This is a genomic window from Paraburkholderia sp. J7 (genome assembly GCF_905220155.1).
GTDB lineage: Bacteria > Pseudomonadota > Gammaproteobacteria > Burkholderiales > Burkholderiaceae > Paraburkholderia.
In genome coordinates, this window is the sequence record NZ_CAJMYZ010000044.1 from 13922 (window position 1) to 33706 (window position 19785).

Here is a 19785-nt window from a genome sequence, read left to right on the forward strand (position 1 = left end):
CAGATCCATCCAGATGACATTAGGGACCTTGCTCGCCCCGGTCCTGTTTACGCACAGGACGAGCATGTTCCCCAGTGTTCACTGCTCCGCTGTCACGCACACGTCCGTACCAAACACCGCCGACTGGAGCGGAAGGATGTTCTCAGTCTGAATCAAGAAACTTATAAGCAACTACCGCACGCACGAGCAACTTGCCTTTGAGGCTGATATAGGGCGCAACCAAGTCAGCATGCCGGAACTATATGCGGCCCACATTCTGAGAAACACCTAAGCATCCGCCCGTCTCTCGCACGGATACACGCGGTGTTTCAGCCGCGATGCCGGCTACCGATTACCACGAAAAGCGGCAAAGACTATATCGATCGACACCCTTAGTTCATTCACCAGAATCACGACTATCGCATGCGATTAGATTGCATGCTATTGACATCAGACAATCTTTCCTCCATCCTTTAACGCATGCGATTACCTCGCATGCGACGTATAAGCCAACCCGGAATAGTCGGGTAATTTTCTGAGGAGATCTAGTCATGAACATCGCACTCACCCGCACAACAAAAAGCAAACTCGAGTTGACAAGTGTCATCAAATCAACAGTTGTTGTATTCGTGCTCACGCTAGCTATGGGCGCCCAGGCACAAGAGGCCGCGTCGGCAGTCGATCCGACGACGGCTGCCGCGCCGGCGTCCCTCAAGGCGCAAAAGGCCGCAAACCACGCACTCGTAAAGAAGGTGCGTTATGTGCTTGCGCGTACCAAAGGACTGAGCCCCGCCAATATCTATGTCAAAGCCGTCGATGGGTCGATCACGCTTACCGGTAATTGCGTCAGCGATGATCAAGTCGCACTTGCCGGGTATGCCACGCAGAGGGTCGAAGGCGTGACCTCTGTGAACAACAGGCTCGTCATCAGGACGCCACGGTAATTCCGACTTGGGGCGGATCATGTGCCACACAGGGCAAGGACTGGCTGCTGGAAATGCGGTCATCGACAACGAAAAGGATTGAAATGATGACGGAAACTGATACTGCAATTCTGGCTGGTGGGTGCTTCTGGGGCATGGAAGCGCTATTGCGGCGCTTTCCGGGCGTAATCTCAACGCGCGTGGGCTACACCGGCGGCTCCACGCCTAATGCTACTTACCTCGATCACGGCACGCATGCGGAAGCCGTGGAGGTCGTATTCGACAAGCGACAGGTTACTTACCGTCAGATTCTGGCGTTCTTTTTTCAGATACACGATCCGACGACCGCTAACCAGCAAGGCAATGATATCGGGCCCAGCTACCGCTCCGCAATCTTCTACCTGAGCGAAGAGCAAAAGGCGGCAGCAGCTGACACGGTGGTTGAAATCGACGCGTCCGGCCTATGGCCCGGAACGGTTATCACCCAGATCGTGCCAGCGCGCGAATTCTGGGAGGCTGAGCCAGAACATCAGGGCTATCTGGAACGCAATCCCGACGGATACAGCTGCCACTTCGTTCGGCAGGAATGGAAGCTACCGCGTGAGCCGATGCACGAGGCCGACGTCGCACCAATTATTAGATGAACCCGGTTGCGGCATCAGTCTCTCTATGTCGGACCCGCCTTCTAGTAGCGTTGCTCAAGCTGTAGCAGAGTTGCACAAGCTTCTCGACACTAATCATATTTCTAAGCATTACATATGGAAAACGGAATCACTCGACGTCGCTTCAACGCTGCCGCGTTGACAACCATTACCGCTGGGTCACTCGGCATGTTCGGATTTTCTGAAGAAGGTAAGGCGAAAACTCACGGCGCACAAGGCTCGGACGCAGATAAGTCGGCAATTCGCCCATTTCGCGTGAGTGTCGCGGACGCGGAACTTGTCGACTTGCGTCGCCGCATCCGGGCAACGAAGTGGCCCGAACATGAAACCGTCCAGGACGCCTCTCAAGGCGTACAACTCGCCACAATTCAGGCTGTCGCACGTTATTGGGCGACAGAATATGACTGGCGGAAGGTGGAGACCAAACTTAACAGTTTGCCGCAGTTCGTGACGGAAATTGATGGCGTAGATATCCATTTCATCCACGTCCGCTCGAAACACAAGAACGCGTTGCCTCTAATCGTCACCCACGGATGGCCGGGGTCAGTGATCGAGGAGTTGAAGATCATCGACCCGCTGACCAATCCCACGGCGCATGGTGGTGACGCTTCAGACGCATTTGATCTGGTAATTCCATCGATGCCAGGCTATGGCTTTTCGGGCCGACCGACCACAACTGGCTGGGATCCCGCTCACATTGCCCGTGCATGGGTCGAACTGATGAGGCGCCTAGGATACACGCAGTTTGTAGCATCGGGCGGCGACTGGGGCGCGATCATCACGGACGTGATGGCCAGTCAGGGTCACCCGGAATTGCTAGGCATTCACAGCAATATGCCAGGCGTGGTTCCTGCGGACATCGATAAGGCGGCGCTCGCAGGCAGCCCCCTACCGGCAGGACTATCGATCGATGAAAAAGCAGCATACGAGCGGCTCGTCTTCGTCTATTCGAAGGGCGTTGGCTATGCCTATCAGATGGGTCTGCGTCCGCAAACTCTTTACGGAATCGTCGACTCCCCTGTGGGCTTGGCCGGCTATCTGCTCGATCACGATGCATGGAGCTACGCCCGCATTGCACATCTCTTTGCTGGCCAATCCTACGGCAACATTTCCCGACACGACATCCTCGACAACATCACACTTTACTGGCTGACTGGCACGGCGATTTCCTCCGCAAGACTCTACTGGGAGAACAAGTTCACCTTCTTTGGCCCCAAAGGGGTCAAGATTCCAGTTGCCGTAAGTGCATTTCCCGACGAGCTCTATCAGGCGCCGAGGACTTGGGCGGAGCGCGCCTATCCCAACCTCGTCTACTTCAACAAACTCGATAAAGGCGGTCATTTCGCGGCGTGGGAAGAGCCGAATATTTTTGCAAGTGAGGTGCGCGCCGGCTTCAGGTCATTGCGCAACGCGAATCTCGGAACTACCTGAATACTTCCGTACGTGAGGCTGCGCAGCGCGGACCAGGCGGTGGCTGCTTTGTCCACCTGCCATCCAGTGCAGCCTCGCATTGCGAGAGCCCGTAGTCTTGGACCATGGGCTTCTCCATTGGAAAAGTCTCTCTCTGAAATCTGACGACCCCCGTAGCTCGCAAAGCAGGAGACACCAGGCAGATGGTCATAGGTATCGTTTGCCTAAGCCGATAAGTAGTTCATGCGCTATTTGCTTCGAGGCTATTGACAAAACACGCGTTGACACACACCATATATCGCATACGATCTATATGCTTACGATTAAACAACTTCCCCTCTCTCTTTAGCCTGAATCAACGACTCAATCAGCAAGGTAGACCATGGAAAACAGGTTGGTCGGCGCATCGCCCCCTCGTCCCTCGCAGCCGCCGCGTCGTGTCCGCGAGTGGTTATTGTACGGTCGCAATATAAAATCCATCGGTTGACGACCTGTGGCCTAACGATGTAAATGTTCCAAATAGTTTTCTCCCTGCCCAGGGTTAAATAGTGCACACCCTGTCACGGGCCAACGGCCGTCCATGGGTCCGCTCATATATACGCGGCATGTATTCGAGATGTTGAACGGTCTGGATGTCCGAACCAGCAACTCGTCGGACTCCACAGTTTTCGAAGATGATGCAGATGAGATCTAAAGACCAACCGCTCGCGACGCCCGCAAGGCTTTCCGAATCCCTCTGTTTTACGATTTATTCGGCGAATCTCGCTTTCGGCAAAGTCTATCGTCCGATCCTTGACGAGCTGGGCCTCACCTACCCTCAATACATCACAATCGTTGCGCTCTGGGAAGCATCTCCTCAGACCGTCGGCGACCTGGGAGAGAAGCTGTTTCTCGAAACCAACACTCTAACGCCAATACTGAAAAGACTTCAACTTATGGGCTATCTGGAAAGACAGCGCGATCCCAAGGACGAACGTCGCGTCCTAGTCAGCCTCACACGAAGTGGCCGACAACTTCGTGAAAGAGCACTGAGCAAGGACCTCGTCAAGGCGACCGGTCTCGAGCCTGGCGCGTTCGCAGAGGTACAGAAGGCTATCTCGAAGCTGCGAATGAATTTGAACCGCCCCAGCCAGCTAAGACTGGCTGAACCCGACTGACCCCCTCTCCTTTTTCTTCATACATATATCGTACACGATTATATAGTGTGCGATCAAGTATTATGATAAGGCGGCTGTGCGCGAGGGTTCGTATTCAGCATGCCCATATCCAATCATCTTTGAACCAGGAGAATGCAAGCAATGTTCAGTCACGTGGCGGTCGGCACAAACGACCTCGAAAAAGCGAAGCAGTTCTACGACGCCGTGTTGGGGGCACTCGGCTACGACGAAGGCGTCAACGACGACAACGAACACCGTCGGCGCTATGTGTATCGCACCGACACAGGAATTTTCATCATCACCGAGCCGCTCAATCGGCTGCCAGCAAGCCATGCCAACGGTGGCACAATCGGCTTTGCGTGCGAATCGATCGAACAAGTCGATCGTTGGCATGCCGCTGGAATCACCAATTGCGGCACATCGGTCGAAGCTCCTCCCGGCATGCGTGGCGCGTCGTCTGGTCGTTTGTATCTTGCGTATCTCCGCGACCCAGATGGCAACAAGCTTTGCGCTTTGTACCGGGAGCCCGCATAGCGCAGCCATAGTCGACAGTACACAATCGCAGGCACCCTCGACCTCCCTTGGGCCGCCAAGTTCTCTACCTGGCCATTAGGGAGACGCTAACGGGTCCGACTGGCGCTACTCGTCTAGCGCCGGTTTCCGCCGTGCGGTGTCGCTCTTTATCGAACAGGTAATGAATCTGGTGGGGGAACGTGAGCGCATGGTCTTTGCATACTGATTCCTACTCGCGTCCGTCATTTGAGCGACGCGGATTACGTTGATCGGTCCCTGAACAGCTCACCGTCCGTGACATGCCAGAGACCAAGCATATTCCAGCGTTTCAGCGCCGCGGGCAGCAGTTCATCAGAGAAGCATTGATAGCACACCGGTCGTATGGAGCGCTCGATCGAACTCATCCCAACCGAGGTGAAACAGCTGCCCGACGTGGCAGGAAGCGGACCGCCATGAATCGACGCATGAGATACCTCCTGCTGGTGCGCGAATGCATTCACGACGATGCGCCCAGTACACCGCTCGAGAATTGGCGGCAGGCGAACCGCAAGGGCATGATCGACCGGTTTGATCGGCAACGTCGCCGAGAACCGCCCCCGGCACTACCGGGCAATGGCAACCAGTTGCGCCTTTTCCTTCACGCGCACGAGCGGCGCCACGGGCCCAAGCAGCTCCTTCGAGAACAGCGGCGTTTCGCGCATGCGTGCACCGTCGATCTCGAAGAGAACTGACTGGCCCTCCCATGGACGCTATGGCTCGCCACCTGCTGCAATCCGCCCGTCTCCGGCGCTGCCTTGATGCTTCACGTCCCCCGTGCAAACGTCTGGCGTTTCTGCACGAGACGCTGGGTCGGATTGGAGTGTCCTTTAGTCACGAGGCTGCCAGCGGCGATGAGACACATAGAGCACGTGGATCTCGCGCTCGCGCACGACCTCAACCGTAGTGCGCACGTTCTCGAGCAGCCGCACAGCCGCCGAGAAGTCGCACAACTTGACAGAGAGCTTGCCTCCACCGGAGAGAAAGTCGTTGGCCGGGCCGAGCAGCAGCAGGCCGGTGCGCTCGACGTCATATACGGGTGGCATTTCGGTACAACCGTCGGAACAGGTCTGCGCTCGGGGCCGCTCGGTGCAGCCGGCAACAGGTTACATGAGACGGTCGTTTCGTTGCGTCCCTTGCGGGGCGTGCAACTCTACAGCACGTCGCTTCGAACGACAAGCGGATCGCGCGTCTAGAATTCATATCCCCCATATCCTTAGCGCCATTAGCACTATGAGGACAGCCCAGAGTCCGGTCACGGCGCCAATGAAAAACGCCGTTCGCACACTCGTCCCGTTTTCGGCTGCGAAGCGGCGATACGCTTCGCGGTCGATATGATTCTGGAAATCCATATGAGCTCCTAATCTATCGCACCGATTTTTCGAACGACCGAGTTAGCTTCACGCGAACGGTTCTTACCATCGTTCCAGACAGTCAGGATGCACAACCCGATCCGCCGTTATCCGTACTGCCCGGCTCGAAACCGGATATCGCTCGCTGGGCTGCCCGCTTTAGCGGTGGGTAAAACAAGCGCTGCAAAATCGACAGTCGTCTACTCCGATCCCAGGTGAGTCACGAGACGCAAAACTACCTTCTCGTCTTGCAGCGGCATTGCCGCACGTCTTTCCTTATTTGGCCAGTTCGACGAGTGGTTTTCCTTTCTCGACGAAGTACGTGGCGAGTTCCGAAGCCTCACCCTCACCAACGTTCCTCGCTGAATGATGCGTCCCAGACGGAATGAACAAGGACTGCCCGGCGCGAAGCGTGATCGGATTTTTTCCTTCTAGCCGATATTCCAGCGTACCCTCCAATACATAGGCGACTTCTACGCCATGGTGCGAATGCGCCGGAAATGCGGCCCCCGGTGAAAAGTTGACGCGTGTCTGGACGACCTCATGTACCGAGTCTCCCAGATCTTGACGGGTCAGCTCGGTACGCGCGGTTTGCGGCGTCTGTGCCTGTACCACGTGCACAAGGCTGCTTCCAATAACAACCAGTGCCGCCATGAGTCGAGTTGCTTTCAAATGAATCTCCGTTCAAACCAGAAATGTGCCTGGAAATCCCACCGTGCAGAAGGACCAAAACATTTATTCATTTCAATTTTCGGAAGAAGTCACGTATATCCGTGACGATGGCTTGTGGTTCTTCCCACGCACCGAAATGGCCGCCGCTCGCGTGTTGTCTCATCTGTTGGAGGTTGTAGTATCGGCCCGCCCAGCGGCGCGGAGCGCTGCATATCTCCTCCGGCAGCACCGAGATGCCTACCGGAGCCTCGACTACTGGCATCCGGTCATGCACCGGCGTCCAGGGATTGTGCGCAGCCTCGTAGTAGTACCGCGCCGACGTGCCGTAGCTTTGGGTCACCCAGTAGATCGTGATTGTTGTAAGCAGATCATCTTTGTCGAAGCGGGTTTCTACATCTCCGCCGCAATCGCTCCAGCCCCGGAGCTTCTCGAGTATCCATGCGGCCAACCCTACAGGTGAGTCGTTGAGGGCTGCTGTGATCGTCTGCGGCTTGGTACTTTGCAGCGCCGAGTAGGCCACCTCAGTAGCGAAAAAATTCTGCAGCCGCGCGGCCAGCGGCGCTTCGTCTGCGTCGTAGTCTTCTGGTGCGGGCATCCCGCCACTGAAGAGGTCCAACGGCAAGGTCATCGGAAAATGGACGCCTATCACGCGATCGGGATAGCGATGACCCAGGTCAGCAGTGATTAGCGCCCCCCAATCGGCGCCGTGAGCAGCAAACCGTGGATAGCCTAACCGACTCATAAGCTCTACCCACAATCCGGAAGTGCGCCAGAAGTTGACCCCGGGTTTGCGTAGTGGTGTGGAAAATCCGTAGCCCGGCAAAGATGGCACCACCAAATCGAATGCATCTTCTGGGTTGCCGCCGTGTGCGCCGGGATCGCTGAGTGGACCGATCACCTTTCGATACTCCCAGAATGTCCAGGGCCACCCGTGCGAAAGCATCAAGGGCTTCGGATTCGGCCCCTTGCCGCGTACGTACATAAAGTGGATCGGCACACCGTCGATGTTCGTACGGAACTGCGGATAGGCATTGATCGCGCCCTGATGCTTTTTCCAGTCGTAGCCGTCGATCCAGTAGGCGACCAACTCCTTCAGATAGCTGGTATTGGTTCCGTAGTGCCACCCATCGTTTGCGAAGTCGTCGGCCCAGCGCGTGCGCTTCAGGCGCTCTCGCAGATCATCGATTACGTCATTTGGTATATCGACGAGGAACTGTTCCATGTCGTCTTTCTCCTCTTGTCATGTGAGCGCATGCAAAATCGCCCGGCGACCCTGATCCGATCGTCCTAGCGATCAATAGCCAGTTGCACCCGTCGCGGGCCGTTGGATTTGCTTCGCGGCAGCGCCCGTTATCAACGCCATTTGGTGTAGTTTCCGTACGGCTCCAACAAAAAGCGGAGCCCGCCCGGGTCTATTCAGTGCGCAGCGGTCTGAAACCAGCGCGAACCTCTTCTGAGAAAAGCATGGGCTGCTCCCATGCAGCGAAGTGCCCGCCCCGGTCAACTTTGTTGAAGTGAATAAGCTTCGGATACGCGCGCTGCGACCAACTCCGCGGTGCCGGATAGAGTTCGTCGGGAAATACGCTCACGGCGACGGGAATGTTGATCCCCTTAACGCCGAAATATGAGAGCTTGTTCTCCCAATAAAGACGAGCAGAGGAGAGCGCTGTATTTGTCAGCCACGTGAGGGTGACGTTATCAAGGATGTCATCGCGTGTCAGACCTTCGCTCTGCCCTGCAAAGACACGGGAGATCAGCCGGTAGCTGCGTTGATCATGATCGAGGAAGTAGCCTGCCAACCCGACCGGAGAGTCCACGAGGCCGTACAGCGTCTGAGGACGTAGCCCCATCTGGTAGCCGTATCCAATGCCTTTCTGATAGACGAATTGCAGTCGGTCGTAGGCGAGTTTTTCGTCAGATGAAAGACCCGAGGGCGCCGGTGCACCCGCGAAAGCAGCCTTATCGATATCGTCAGGAATCACGCCCGGCATGTTGGTGTGTATGCCAAGCAGTTCCGGCGGCGCCTGCACAGCCATTTGCTCGGTTATGATGGCGCCCCAGTCGCCGCCTTGAGCGACGAACTTTGTGTACCCAAGCCGCTTCATGAGCACGACCCACGCGCGTGCTATGTGCTGGGGGTCCCAACCGGGGGCGGTCGGCTTTCCCGAGAAACCGTAGCCTGGCATCGACGGGATCACCAGGTGAAACGCATCCGACGCGCTGCCACCGTGCGCCGTGGGATTGGTCAGCGGTTCGATGATTTTCATCTGTTCGATTATCGATCCTGGCCATCCGTGCGTGACGATGAGCGGCATCGCGTTCGAGTGCTTCGAGCGGATGTGAAGGAAGTGAATATCCAGCCCATTAATCTCGGTGAGGTATTGTGGGTATGAATTCAGCCTCGCCTCCACCTTGCGCCAGTCGTAGTCCTTTCCCCAATACTGCGCGAGCGCCTGAATCGTCGCGAGCTGGACTCCCTGCGAATCGTCAGGAACCGTTTCTCGTTCGGGCCATCGTGTCGCGGTGATGCGACGACGCAATTCAGCGAGGTCGGCGTCTGGAAATTTAGCGTTAAAAGGACGGATAGCAACCCCATCCGTGCCGATCTGTTGTGCAGCTGAAATCATGGCGTAGGCCCTTCCTGTAAGACCGAGAAATAACGTGCTGGCGGCGGCCGCCGCCGCAGTTCCGCAAAAAAGACGCCGACTGAAATCGGGTGTCTGACTCATGGAGATCTCCTTGGCAACGAGGTGGTCGCATTCGGTTGCAACTGCAACTGCTCACAACCTGTGACTCAGCATGCCGTGTATTGCGGTTTGGTTGTATTACGCGGTAGCCGCGTCGTTTGGGCCGTTGGTATCGACACCAACGACGTCTTTCAGCCCAACGCCAACAGTTCTGAACGATCGCCTGTAATGCTTGATCGGATCGCTGAGTGCACTGAACCATGGTTCAGCGGCCGACATCGACGGAGAGCGCAAGAACGGCACCGTCTGGTCAACGGTGCCCAAAATACGGGGAATGGATGAAGTCAAGCGGTGCAACGCTGGCACAACGGTTTGAGAGCGAAATGGCCAGCAGACCTTCGGGAATAGAATGCGGGAACCGACGAGCAATTGCCCGCTTAGCATTTTCCGCTAACGTACCTCACAATCACGCTCGAGCACAGCGGCGAAAGGGCAGCCACATCCCCCTTCGTCTTCGGTGACTTAACTTAGATATGAGTAGTACCGCTGGATCCAGATGACAATTTATGCCGCGGCAAGGGAGTGCTGAAAAGCGCGTCTGTTGCGGCAAGCGCCTGGATAGCGAAGACCGCTTAGGCCGTCGCGAGCCGGTCGTCTACCGAATGCTGCGGGAAACATGACTCTCGTTTGTTTGCAAGGTCGTCAATCCCATTCACTGCAGTCACCTCGCCGCCTGCCGGACGCAGCGGCGAGACAGTGCGATGCTCAACAGCTGCACCGACGGTTTCGATCAAATGCTCAATTAGCTTGCGAACTGCCATAGGCTGGTATCGACGTGAGCTATAGGCGAGTTGCAGTAACAGCGGAGCGACGTGCCAACCGCGCAGGATACGTCGCAACTTACCATGAACCTCGGGCCCGCGAGCTACAAAGGCGGGTAGCATCGCGATGCCAGCGCCATGAGCCGCCGCGTCAGCAAGCACTTCGATCTGGTTGGCGTGCAATGCACCCTTGACATTCACCTTGCATGGATCACCGTGATCTAACGGCTCGAACGACCAGGTGGCCCCAGGACCAGCCGCTCTGAACGTAAGGCAGTCGTGTTGCACAAGTTGCCATGGGTGAGTCGGTTCGCCCCTGTCTGCAAGATAATCAGGGGCTGCATAGATTCCCACTTCTGCGTTCCCCAGAGGGCGCGCGATTTGTGTGGCGCGCAAATCGTCTGCGAGACACAGCGCGAGATCTACCTCTTCCAGAACCGCGCTAACGGCTCCTTCGCATAACTGGATATCGACGTCCACCTTTGGGTACCGAACACGGAAGGTAGCAAGCGCTGGCCCTAAGTAGTATCGGGCGAACGATGCGGTCGCGGCCATCCGAATCGTGCCAATCGGCTCGTTGACGCTAAGTTGCCCGACAGACGCGAGCTCCTCATAGGATTGCAGCAACACCTCTATACGTCGCAGGACCTCCTCGCCGACCGAGGTAAACGCGAGGCGACGCGTCGTGCGGTGCAATAGCCGCACGCCAATGAGCTTCTCGAGGTCCTGGACTGCATTGCTGGCCGCCGACGTGGGAATGTCAAGCGCAGAAGCGGCGCCGACGAAACTGCCATTGTCGGCAATGGCCTTGAACACCGAAAGTACTTTCAGTCGATCCATGTTCGTCTCCCGTCCATGTGAGTCAGTTCATCAGAGGGTTCGCATCGCGGGAAGCCCCCCATCCGCCGGTTAGTCCGGACAGAAGCCGAATGGCAAGTTCCGCTGCTCGCGTGCCGGGTAGCCAGCGCTCAACCTGTCGACTGCGGGCAGCCCCCGTAAGACACCATGAACAGAAGTGCTCACAGTTATTGCGGAGCACGTCGTATGCATCTTCGCCGAGACGTGAGCAGGCACGGGATACAACCTCTTCACTGGAGTAAGCGACATCCGCATCGTGGCACACGCATACCGGATGCCCGTGCATGAACTCGGCAAGGCTCACTTTCGTGACCGGACCGCACCGTAGCGTCGACGATAGGCCTGCATAGTGGACAACCTGACCAGCCCCTACATAGATGCCGTGGTGGGTGTACCAGCGCCGAGGCGTCGAGACGTGCGCTCCGATTGGAATAAGCGAATCGAAAATCGGTGTTTGTTCCGCAGCCGCGACGACGGCTTCGACTTCGGCAACCGTTGTGTGGGGTGCAAGATCTGCGATAACACCAACCTTGGCTGCGTTCGCTATCAGCGTCTGTTGCATGACGAACTCCGTGGCGACTGAGGTTGCAATCGCGGGTGACCGAACATGGTCATCACACGTGAGTCAGCATGCACTGCATGGCGGTTGGCTTGAATTGTGCCGTGGTGGATCAGGTCAGCCTTTTGGTATCGATCCATCTAATCGCTGCACCAAAAACCGCCGTCGATCTAACGACAGCGGACCGAGATGTCGCCGGATGGCTCGATGGTCTAAACCTTGGTTTAGGCGAGAGGGGGTAGGGTAAACTTGAAAGCCGCACCGAGCGGCTTGTGGGCGTCTGCCCAGAGGCGTCCGCCATGGGCATCAATAATTGAGCGGCAGATCGAAAGCCCGATTCCCACGCCGCTAGCTTTTGTGGTGTAGAAGGAATTGAACACCCGCTCCAGGTCCCGAGCGGCGATGCCGGGCCCAGAGTCGGCGACAGTGACCAGTAGCTCTTGCGCTAGCGTGCTAACTTCCGTCGAAATAACCAGGTTCCGTGCCTCAGGATCGACCGCGCTCATCGCCTCGATTGCGTTGAGGATCAAATTCAACATCACTTGCTGAAGTTGAAGTCGATCTCCCCGAACAGTCGGCAGACTTTGGGTTAGGCGCGTGTGGACTGCAACCCTGTTCTTTGACAGTTCGCCCTGCACTATCGCAATCACGTTGCCAATGGCGTCGTTCACGTCAACGCGCTCGGCGCGAGGCGGCGCTTTTCGTACCTGATCGCGAATCCTGCCAATGATGTCACCCGCCCGGCAAGTATCGGAAACGACACATTCGAGTGCCTCGTGGACCTCCTGAAAATCCGGCGGATCACGCTCCAGAAACCGAAGGGCTGCGTGTGCATTGTTGCTTGCCGCTCCGATAGGTTGATTGACTTCGTGGGCGATGGAAGCAGCGAGCTGCCCCATGGTTGCCAAGCGATTCGCGTGCGCCAACTCTGCTTGCACTTCCCGCAATGCGTCCGCCGCGCGCTTGCGCTCTGTGAGATCAAGCACGAATGCAACACCTTGGTAAGCCCCCTCTTCAAATCCCGCTCCCCCAATCAGCACGGGAACACCGCCGCCGTCCTTCCGGTATAGCTCCCTCTCATAAGGTTCTACTTTCTCCGTCGCTGTGAGCTCCGCTAGCAACGATTGGCTTTCGCGAATGTGCAGTTCCGACGGCGTAAGATCCGTCAAACGAATCCGCCCTTCCAACAGATCCTCCCGTTCGTATCCCAGCATACTGAGGAAGGCGCTATTCGCTTCGACGATCCTGCCATCGAGATCCCAAATGAAGATCCCGATGATGTTCGCATCTATGAGGCGACGGTTTCTGGCTTCACGCTCCGCTAGTTCGCGGTACAACCGCGCATTTTCGATCGAGATAGCTGCCTCGGATGCAAGCAGCTTGAGTACCGCCATGCGGGCAGGAGTGAAAACATCCGTCGACAGATTGTTTTCCAGAAAGAGCACGCCAAGGAGTTTTGTCTGCTTGAGTATGGGCATGCAGAGTATTGATCGCGCGCGTCGCTTCTCGATGTAGGCATCATCGCGAAACGCACTATTAGAAGCATCGTGCAGCAGCACGCTTTCCCTGGTGCGGGCCACGTAGCGCAGGACAGACTCCGGTAGATCTGAAGCCGTAACACGAGCACTTCGAAGTTTCACCTCCACCGTTTCAGTACAGGTCGAAACCTCTGCTTCGATCCAGAATTCACTTCCTCTGAGCAGTATGAGCAACCCCCGCTGCGCACCGGCATGCTCAATGGCAGCACGTGCAAGCCTGTCGATCAGCTTCTCAAAGACGATTTCCCCGGACACGGCTTCCGAGACGTTGAGCACGGTCGCGAGGTCAACCTGCTCGACGGAGGCCAGCATCGTGCTAGTCAGGTCAGGAGCGGCGCTCCCTACCCTGAGTTGTGGACATAGCCGTTCAAGCTGACGAGCCTTAGCGTCAGCACCCCACCTTAGGTAGCAAACTCGCGCATCCTGGAAATATAAGTTCGCGATTCTCTCGAAACCACGCGCCGCATAAAATCTCCCGGCCAGCTCATTGGCGATGGCTTCGTTGTGGACAAAGCCATGTTCCTGAGCGGAGCGCGCAGCCTTCTCATACAGAGCCTGTGCGTCCAGTACACGCCCCTCGATCCGCGCAATCTCGGCTCCTACGACCGCTGCACGGTTACCGAACGTGACCGGGTTATGTTCCGCCCAGACCTCCAACTGCCTGTGATGATCTGCGAGGGCTCCGAAGTGCTCTTGCTTCTGCTCCTCGGAAGAGTAATGCCACGCTGCAGCTCGAGCGAGCCCGCCATAGAACTGAAATTCTGCACTTTCAAAATTCAACGTCGATGTCCATAGAAGCCGCTGCGCGTTTCGCGCCGCAACAATGGCTGACGCATGGTCTCCCGCAAAAAATCGGGCCTGCAATTTTCGGCACCAGTAGTAGAACTCCGCAAGTCTTAGATTGGGGTTGCTCGCCAGATACTGTTCAGTCGCTTGCTCACGCTTTTCATCGTGATCCATGCACCCTAAAGTCGTCGTCAAGCCTCGGAGCGTTCTAACCAGCGCAAGGTGAGCGCTGCATGCAGCCCTTACCAGACCCAGGCCCGTCTTACCAGCAAACGCGACGCCTTCTTCTGCCACCCTCTGCACATCTGCGAGATGATCTCCTACTGCCAGGCAGATCGTGACAGAGGTGTTCCAGCTATAGCCGGAAAAGGTGACATCACCAACCCGGCGTGCTGCATCAAACGCACGGCGCATCAACGCTCGCCCGCTGGCGGGGTGTTTCGTCCACGGCATAACGAGTGCACCAACGCACAAGTACGTTCGAGCCTGGTAGCGCACCAAGCCTCGCTTCTCCACTAGATCGTATCCTAGTTGGCCAAACCGAAACCCATCGCGATAGTTGCCGAAGCGAGACCCGGCAACGATTGCCATCCAGACATAGGCGAAACACGACGCATCACAGTTTCCGTGCTCCAGGCTGAGCGTCACCATGTGACAGACGACAAGTGACGACAAGTTTTCATCGAAGAAATAGGATGTCGTGACCACTTCGGTGAAAACATCCAGCGTGTCAAGAACATCAGGATCCTTTATCAGAGGCAGGTCAACGAGATCCTCTATTCGCCGGTCACCGAGCAGCGCCCAGATACGCTTGTATTCCGCCATCGCGTCGTCGCTGGCCGGATGCTTCGACCATACGGTGCCGTCACGGCGTAGCCATTCTAGAAAGACGTCAAGCCCCTGGTCATTTTCATCCATCGCGGCATAGAGCCTGATCCGCAACAATGTCGCGACGCAATAGTCATGTCGACTTCTGGCCCTGTCGGCCAATTGCGAAAGCCGGCTTTCGGCGGTCAACGAATCCCCAGTCAGGAGTTCACACTCCGCCATCAGGGATTGAATGGAAAACATGAGCGTGTAGTTGCTGTCCCAGGATTCCTTACGAAGAAGGCTGTGACCTGCCGCAAGGTATTTAAGCGCTGAGTCGTATGCGGTGGAGACCTTGGCTCGCCGACCAGCGATTAGATTTAGCTCCGCAATGCTCTCCCGTTTTTCCGCCGACATGACGAGATGAGCGCCGCGATTTAGCTGATTGACCACCTCGAAAATTGACTCTTCCAGTTCTCCCGCAGGCGTGAACTCAACGAGAAGCATACCAATGCGCAGGTGTGTTTCCGCGCGGGCGCCCTCAGGGATCAACGAATAGACGGCCTCCTGGACGCGGTCGTGAAGAAAGCGGTAGCTGTCTTTTGAGCGGAAGATCAGTCCAGCTTGAACGGCGTCCCACAGTCCATCGTGTAATTCGCTATTTGATACCTTGCATACTAACTGAATCGTATGGAACTCTGCGCTGTTTCCGAGACAGGCAAACTGGCAAAGCATTCTCAGTGTATTAGTCGGCAGGCGGTTCAATTTACCGACCATCAGATCCACAACGTTGTCGGTGTAACCCGTGGCATCAATGAGGTCCGCATCCCACGACCATTGCCCCACAGCGTAGTCAAACGCCAGCAGCCCCTCCTCGGCCAAGGTAGAAATGAACTGAATCGCGAAAAAAGGGTTACCGGTCGTTTTCTCGTGGATTAATCGCGCTAACGGCACGACGCGCCCTTGTTCGCAACGAAGGCAGTCTGAAAGGAGTTGAACCAGGTCATCGTAGCCCAAAGGATCAAGGACGATCTCCTGCAGCGCGCCTCCGCCCTTACGAATCGCTTCGAGCTTACGGGCTAAGGGGTGGGTAGCACCCACCTCGTTGTCCCGATATGCGCCAACGAGCAGAAGATGCTTCAGATCATTACGCGTAAGCAGATCCTCAAGCAGATCTAGCGTGGCCGCGTCAAGCCATTGCAAATCGTCGAGGAAAAGGGCGAGTGGATGTTCCGGCCGAGCGAATACTCCGATAAAGCGCCGAAATACCATCTGGAAGCGCGCGTGTGCGTCCTGTTCCGAGAGTTCTGGCACAGGCAGTTGTTCGCCAATAATGTGCTTTAGCTCGGGGACGAGTTCGACCATAAGTTGCGCGTTCGGATCCAGCGCTTCGCGAAGAGCATCGCGCCATTCGCAGAGCTCAGCCTCTTTCTTGCTCAGGAGCAGTCGTATTAATGCCCGGAAGGCCTGCGCCAGCGTGGCATAGGGAATGTCGCGCTTGTATTGGTCGAACTTGCCCGACGCAAACAATCCACGGCGGGAGACAAGCGGCTTCTGAAGTTCATTGACAACTGCGGACTTGCCGATGCCTGAGTATCCAGAGACAAGAATCAGTTCGGCCCGCCCACCAGCGACAACGCGGTCGAATGCCGCGAGAAGCGTGTCGACCTCCGAGCCCCTCCCGTAGAGTTTCTCTGGGATCATGAGACGGTCCGGTGTGTCGTGTTGTCCCGGCACGAAGTCGACGACGCGCCCCAACGCGGTCCACTCGGACAGGCAGCGGCGCAGGTCGCGCTCTACACACGCCGCCGACTGGTATCGCTCCTCTACAGTCTTGGAGAGCAATTTCATAACGATGGACGAGACGGCCGCGGGGATACTCGCCAAGCGCTCACTGGGATTTACCGGCTGCCGGGCGATATGACAGTGCACCCACTCCATTGGATCGGACGCGGTAAACGGAAGTCGGCCGGTCAGCATTTCATAGAAGATGATCCCCAGCGAGTACAGATCACTTCGTGAATCGATCGAGCGATTCATTCGGCCCGTTTGCTCGGGCGCCATATAGGCGAGCGTTCCAGCGATGAATTCAGGCGGGTCTGGAGCTTGCCGTTCCCGAGAAAGGCGAGACGCAATGCCGAAGCCGGTCAGCCAGACTCGCTCCGTCTCGGCCTCGAGGATGAGATTTGCGGGCTTCAAATCCTTGTGAATGAGCCCGCGCCCATGAAGCTTGCCGAGCGCAGCCGATATCGCCACAGCCAGTCGCAGAAACCGTCCAGTTTCCACGGGTTGCCGAATCAGCCTGTCAAGAGGTTCGCCTCCCGAATAGCCAACGAACAGCATGGTCCGACCTGGCTCACGCACGAGTTCCTCTGGCAACAATGCCCACCCCGCATCGAGGTAGTCCTTGAGCTCATATTCGTGTGCCAGGCGAGTTATCGTTTCCTGCGTCGCGCGTTGAGCACCTGTCATGACAGAGACAAAAGCATGCCGCAGGTCTTCAGTCTCCACGCGCCGGAGTCGGCAGAATAACCTCTCACCGCTTTCCCACAACACTTCTAGAGATTCGCTATTTGAATCGCTGTCGCTTGCATTCATGGCGTAACTCGAGGCGTTCTTGTGCGAGCAAGGGCGCGATGGATGCAGTCGATCAAAGCGCCATCATCCAGCGGCTTTTGCAGATAGCAAGCGATTCCCTGACTCAACGTGCGTTGCCGGACGCCATCTTCCGGATAGGCTGTGATAAGGATGGTCGGGATAGCGAACCCCATCGCAACCAGATTCTGGTAGAGGTCAGCGCCAGTCATTGCCGGCATGTGAACGTCAGTGATGAGGCAGGCGGTCGCAGCGAGTTGGTCAGACGCGAGAAATGCTGCCGCAGACGGGAACACCTCGACGGTATATCCATACGACTTAAGGAGCCTTCGCAGAGAGTGCCGAAAGGACTCGTCGTCATCAACAACGGAAATGAGGATCGGCTTTGGCACGGCAGCTTCCGGTGCGTAGCATGCAGTTCTGCAATGTGCCTGGCGGCACTATCCAGCTCCGCTCTGTTAGCACAGTGTACCGCCGTAGCGAAAGCGATTCTCTAAGCCATGGTTTAGGCGCAGGCGACCGGCTGAATGGAAAAACGTCGATTCTGTGTTCTCGTCACGACGACTCCGGCTTCTTTGGCAACAGATCAAGTTTGTCGACCATTCGGCAAAGCTCAGGGAGCGACGATGCTCCGAATTTGCGCATCATGTTGCTTCGATGAACTTTCACCGTAGTTTCAGTGATGCCCAGGTCGGCGGCAATCTGCTTGTTCAGCCGTCCCTTGACCACCTCGACGAGGATCGCACGTTCGCGCGCTGTTAGTTCTTCGAAGCGAGCCCGGAGTCCCTTCAGGGATTCGTCGTTCTCGCGGCGTGCGCGGTCTCGGGCCAATCCATGATTTACCGCATCAAGAAGTTCCTGGTCGCGGAACGGCTTGGTCAGAAACTCTATGGCACCTGCCTTCATTGCCTGCACGGTCATGGGGATATCCCCGTGGCCGGTCACAAAGATGATCGGGAGCGCCGCGCCTGCAGCGGCAAGATCTCGCTGAAACTCCAGTCCGCTTCTTCCCGGCATTCTCACATCCAGCACAAGGCATGTAGGAGCGTCCGGCGGCCCAGAAGCCGTAAACTCGGCGACGGACGCAAACGCCAAGACCTTCAGCCCGGCCGAGCGCAAGAGTCGTTCAAGTGATTCGCGGAACCCATCGTCATCGTCAACGACAACAACGCAAGGCTCAGAGTGTGCCACCACTTTCGTTGGTGTTCGATCTTCCATGTGGTGCTAGTCCATTTCCCACGGTTTGACCTATGTAATTCGACAACCGTGTTGAGTCAACTTCCCCGACGTAACATCCTGCTGCATGACGCACTGAATAGTTAGCTAACGTTTTCGCGCGTAAGTGGCGCAGCACATGCGAGCCAAGCAATTGTTGGCAGTAGTCAGAGTGTCTATGTCGACGTTCCATGATTCTGTGGGTAGCACTAGATGCTAGGCCACGCGTGGAGGATGTCAAGGCGACGCTCCTCACAGTATTCCACTGAATTCGTCGTTCGCACCACCCAGCCGATAGCCGAGAGTCCGACGAGGTCTCCCGGTGTAAAGTCTTCCTCAAGCCGACTTCGGTCGTCGTGCAGCGTCCTGTCGTGCCATCCGCTCCCACGCGTACTCCGGGCTGAGTGCCGGCTTCAGGTCCTCGCAACGCAATGGCTCGCCGCAAGCCAGGCAATCGGGACTGATACCCGCGTCCTTGCAGCAGGTGAGGTGCATATTACGCACCGCAACCTGTCCCTTGGCCGTTTCGCGCGCTAACGACCGCCAGGATCTCGGGCTTACGTACGGCCTCGACCGTGGTGCGCTGGTCCTCGAGCGGCCGCACAGCCGCCGCGAAGTCGCACAGCATGGGAAAGACCTTGCCTCCACCGGAGAGAAAGTCGCTTTAAGGGTCGACCAGCAGCACGCAGGCGCGCTCCACGCCATATACCGGATGGGGCATTTCAGTACTGCAGTCGGAACAGGTATGCGCTCTGGGCAGCCGGCGACAGGTTGCATGGGTCGAATGTTTCGTGGCGTCCTTCGCAAGGCCATTCGAGGCACCAAGAATATAGTTATGAAAATCATACTGTCAACAGACATTAGCTTTTCGCAATTCTTCCGGAAAGATGTCGGACCTCGAAATGATAGATAACGTCATGTGACAACGCCTCATCCGATCACGGCATACGTCCCGCCCGGGCCATATACATCAAATATCGCGTGCGATTGAATCTCGTGCTTGACAATGGCTGACTTCTCGTCCAGTATACATCGTACGCGATTAACTCGCACACGATGTATAATCCAACCAAACCGCAAGCATCATCAAGGAATAGATCATGACCACGATCGACAAGGTTCTCTTCTCGGGCAACACCCACACCACCATCAATCACGACCCCAGTGCCCAGCGTGGCGAGTACGGTGTCGTCGACCTCAAGCTGTCCTCGTCCA

At 56.7% G+C, this 19785-nt stretch carries 15 protein-coding genes; 6 read left to right on the plus strand and 9 right to left on the minus strand.

From position 1 onward, the window contains the following. Positions 1-530 precede the first annotated feature (530 nt). From U5A58_RS38960 to U5A58_RS38985, 6 genes are all read left to right on the plus strand, one after another. Positions 531-923 carry a BON domain-containing protein gene (locus U5A58_RS38960; protein WP_321965267.1) on the plus strand — a complete coding sequence of 131 codons (393 nt, stop codon included), beginning with the start codon at positions 531-533 and terminating at the stop codon, positions 921-923. A gap of 83 nt (positions 924-1006) precedes the next feature. Then, entirely contained in the window at positions 1007-1546 is a 540-nt protein-coding gene (gene msrA / locus U5A58_RS38965) for a peptide-methionine (S)-S-oxide reductase MsrA (RefSeq protein WP_321965268.1), read from the plus strand. A gap of 114 nt (positions 1547-1660) precedes the next feature. Continuing rightward, entirely contained in the window at positions 1661-2995 is a 1335-nt protein-coding gene (locus U5A58_RS38970) for an epoxide hydrolase (protein ID WP_321965269.1), read from the plus strand. A 662-nt stretch (positions 2996-3657) separates the two neighbouring features. Next, entirely contained in the window at positions 3658-4131 is a 474-nt protein-coding gene (locus U5A58_RS38975; RefSeq protein ID WP_321965277.1) for a MarR family transcriptional regulator, read from the plus strand. A 141-nt stretch (positions 4132-4272) separates the two neighbouring features. Beyond that, entirely contained in the window at positions 4273-4665 is a 393-nt protein-coding gene (locus tag U5A58_RS38980) for a VOC family protein (RefSeq protein ID WP_321917624.1), read from the plus strand. 431 nt (positions 4666-5096) lie between these two features. Next, complete coding sequence (locus tag U5A58_RS38985) at positions 5097-5375, plus strand: hypothetical protein (protein ID WP_321917622.1); 279 nt, start codon at positions 5097-5099, stop codon at positions 5373-5375. Positions 5376-5510: 135 nt separating this feature from the next. Here the strand turns inward: U5A58_RS38985 and U5A58_RS38990 are convergent, their stop codons facing one another. The 9 genes from U5A58_RS38990 to U5A58_RS39030 form a co-directional block, all read right to left on the minus strand. Next, positions 5511-5726 (minus strand): hypothetical protein, encoded by a 216-nt coding sequence (locus U5A58_RS38990; protein ID WP_321917620.1) that lies wholly within the window; start codon positions 5724-5726, stop codon positions 5511-5513. Between the two features lie 582 nt (positions 5727-6308). Then, positions 6309-6704 carry a cupin domain-containing protein gene (locus tag U5A58_RS38995; protein ID WP_321917618.1) on the minus strand — a complete coding sequence of 132 codons (396 nt, stop codon included), beginning with the start codon at positions 6702-6704 and terminating at the stop codon, positions 6309-6311. 67 nt (positions 6705-6771) lie between these two features. Then, a complete protein-coding gene (locus U5A58_RS39000; RefSeq protein WP_321917617.1) occupies positions 6772-7926 on the minus strand; it encodes an epoxide hydrolase in 1155 nt (384 codons plus the stop codon). Between the two features lie 190 nt (positions 7927-8116). Next, positions 8117-9433, minus strand: coding sequence for an epoxide hydrolase (locus U5A58_RS39005; protein WP_321965270.1), 1317 nt, complete (start codon positions 9431-9433; stop codon positions 8117-8119). Between the two features lie 590 nt (positions 9434-10023). Continuing rightward, positions 10024-11052, minus strand: coding sequence for a LysR family transcriptional regulator (locus U5A58_RS39010; RefSeq protein WP_321965271.1), 1029 nt, complete (start codon positions 11050-11052; stop codon positions 10024-10026). Between the two features lie 22 nt (positions 11053-11074). Beyond that, a complete protein-coding gene (locus U5A58_RS39015) occupies positions 11075-11632 on the minus strand; it encodes a lecithin retinol acyltransferase family protein (protein WP_321917614.1) in 558 nt (185 codons plus the stop codon). Positions 11633-11853: 221 nt separating this feature from the next. Then, positions 11854-17358: an AAA family ATPase gene (locus U5A58_RS39020; protein WP_321965272.1), complete on the minus strand. Its 5505-nt coding sequence runs from the start codon at positions 17356-17358 to the stop codon at positions 11854-11856. Next, complete coding sequence (locus U5A58_RS39025) at positions 17355-17747, minus strand: response regulator transcription factor (RefSeq protein ID WP_321917611.1); 393 nt, start codon at positions 17745-17747, stop codon at positions 17355-17357. Before U5A58_RS39025 ends, U5A58_RS39020 begins: the two co-directional genes overlap by 4 nt. 163 nt (positions 17748-17910) lie before the next feature. Further along, positions 17911-18573, minus strand: a complete 663-nt coding sequence (locus U5A58_RS39030; RefSeq protein WP_321965273.1) for a response regulator transcription factor — start codon at positions 18571-18573, stop codon at positions 17911-17913. Between the last annotated feature and the right edge of the window lie 1212 nt (positions 18574-19785).

Bases quoted from the DNA above. Each gene is read 5' to 3' on its own strand.
- U5A58_RS38985 (WP_321917622.1), top strand. From the start codon at position 5,097: ATGAATCGACGCATGAGATACCTCCTGCTGGTGCGCGAATGCATTCAC.
- U5A58_RS39030 (WP_321965273.1), bottom strand. From the start codon at position 18,573: ATGGAAGATCGAACACCAACGAAAGTGGTGGCACACTCTGAGCCTTGC.
- U5A58_RS38970 (WP_321965269.1), top strand. From the start codon at position 1,661: ATGGAAAACGGAATCACTCGACGTCGCTTCAACGCTGCCGCGTTGACA.
- U5A58_RS39010 (WP_321965271.1), bottom strand. From the start codon at position 11,052: ATGGATCGACTGAAAGTACTTTCGGTGTTCAAGGCCATTGCCGACAAT.
- msrA (WP_321965268.1), top strand. From the start codon at position 1,007: ATGATGACGGAAACTGATACTGCAATTCTGGCTGGTGGGTGCTTCTGG.
- U5A58_RS39020 (WP_321965272.1), bottom strand. From the start codon at position 17,358: ATGAATGCAAGCGACAGCGATTCAAATAGCGAATCTCTAGAAGTGTTG.
- U5A58_RS38990 (WP_321917620.1), bottom strand. From the start codon at position 5,726: ATGCCACCCGTATATGACGTCGAGCGCACCGGCCTGCTGCTGCTCGGC.
- U5A58_RS38980 (WP_321917624.1), top strand. From the start codon at position 4,273: ATGTTCAGTCACGTGGCGGTCGGCACAAACGACCTCGAAAAAGCGAAG.
- U5A58_RS39000 (WP_321917617.1), bottom strand. From the start codon at position 7,926: ATGGAACAGTTCCTCGTCGATATACCAAATGACGTAATCGATGATCTG.
- U5A58_RS39005 (WP_321965270.1), bottom strand. From the start codon at position 9,433: ATGAGTCAGACACCCGATTTCAGTCGGCGTCTTTTTTGCGGAACTGCG.
- U5A58_RS38975 (WP_321965277.1), top strand. From the start codon at position 3,658: ATGAGATCTAAAGACCAACCGCTCGCGACGCCCGCAAGGCTTTCCGAA.
- U5A58_RS38960 (WP_321965267.1), top strand. From the start codon at position 531: ATGAACATCGCACTCACCCGCACAACAAAAAGCAAACTCGAGTTGACA.
- U5A58_RS39015 (WP_321917614.1), bottom strand. From the start codon at position 11,632: ATGCAACAGACGCTGATAGCGAACGCAGCCAAGGTTGGTGTTATCGCA.